Annotated in this window: 1 protein-coding gene and 1 pseudogene; both read right to left on the reverse strand. The window is 40.6% G+C overall.

Annotated elements, in window-relative coordinates; all coding sequences use genetic code 11:
* A pseudogene (locus ACFYWG_RS33470) lies at positions 1 to 162 on the reverse strand (tRNA uridine-5-carboxymethylaminomethyl(34) synthesis GTPase MnmE); the annotation flags it as partial.
* Positions 163 to 253: 91 nt separating this feature from the next.
* Complete coding sequence (locus ACFYWG_RS33475; protein ID WP_351004109.1) at positions 254 to 1,201, reverse strand: IS30 family transposase; 948 nt, start codon at positions 1,199 to 1,201, stop codon at positions 254 to 256.
* Between the last annotated feature and the right edge of the window lie 155 nt (positions 1,202 to 1,356).

Consider the following 1,356-nt stretch of genomic DNA (forward strand, 5'->3'; position numbering starts at 1 on the left):
ATTAATCGTATGGCTAGCAACTTGAGTTAAATTTTTTCCTTTATAGACAGATTGAGCAATTTTTAGAGCATCTGTCCCTGATAAACGAACAATGGCAATTGCTCCTTCACCAAGCGGTGTCGAAATCGCCGCAATCGTATCAAATTCTTGTGTTAATGTCATAAAGACTATTTTAACGCAAAAAGGCTGAATTTCCTAGCCTATTTAATTTATTTTTTTATAAAAAATAAAAATCGCAAATTGCAAGTCCAAGTTAGCCAGCCAAGCTCATCTCATATGAACTCTTATAGTTGAACATTTTTCTTGGATAATGGTTCATCCAATACTCGATAGCGGCGACTTCTTCAGGGGTCGTCTTTGTTGTGCCTTTTGGCAGATGCCTACGAATCATTCGGTTATGGTTTTCATTCGTCCCTCGCTCAAAGCTCGCGTAGGCGTGTGCATAGTAAACTGGACAGCTTACGTCCTCAGAGAGCCTTGCAAATTCATGGCCATTGTCAGGGGTAATGGATTTGAAGTCATAACTTTTTTGAAGTTCCACCAGCTCATCATTGACCGCCTGTGCTGTTTTCCCATCAATCAAGCGAATGATCTCCGTGCGGTATTTTCGCTCTGTGAGCGTCAAAAGCACCTTGTTCTTAGCTCTCGTAAGAATGACCGTGTCAATCTCGTAATGCCCCACTTCTAAGCGATTGTTAATGAACTCAGGCCGTTCTTCAATAGACTTACCAAAAGGATGCTTTGGCGCACGAGGTTTGATTTTCTTTGCCGCCTTATACTGCGGATAGAAAAGATGATGACGCTTGGCTTCTAACCAGCCCCAGTTGACCCAATTGTAGAGGCTGCTCAGAGAAACTCCTTTTAGAGCCTGATGAATGACTTCCAAAGAGTCCTTGTCTTCTTTAAGACGTGTACTCACATAACAATCAATCTCAGTCGTGAGTTTACTCGGACGAACACTGTGAGCCCTCAATCCTTCATAATTTTCTTGAGCCTTTTTAGCAGAGTATTTTACCTTCCGCTTGAGCTGGATTTCCCCTCGCTTCATCTCTCTGTCAATCGTCCCATGAGCTTTATTCAATAAGCGCGCAATCTCACGGTTGCTCAGTCCTTCTTTATTGTGCCAACGTTCAATGTTTAAACGGTCTTGATTGGTCAGGTGTTTCCCTTTGCTCTGGCTTGTGATAGAATAGTCTTGCATCTGAATTTCCTTTTTATACTATTTGGTCGAACTTCTAGTATAAGAGATTCAGATGTTTTTTGCTTGACTCAAGGTGGCTAACTTCATTTTACAATTTGCGGATTTTTCTTTAATTAAATTTGGAACAAATAGTAATATCAAAATACTAATAATAG

It is taken from the genome of Streptomyces sp. NPDC003456 (genome assembly GCF_042878735.1).
GTDB lineage: Bacteria > Actinomycetota > Actinomycetes > Streptomycetales > Streptomycetaceae > Streptomyces.

Excerpts from the sequence above, each read along its gene's own strand:
- ACFYWG_RS33475 (WP_351004109.1), bottom strand. The coding sequence starts at position 1,201 with ATGCAAGACTATTCTATCACAAGCCAGAGCAAAGGGAAACACCTGACC.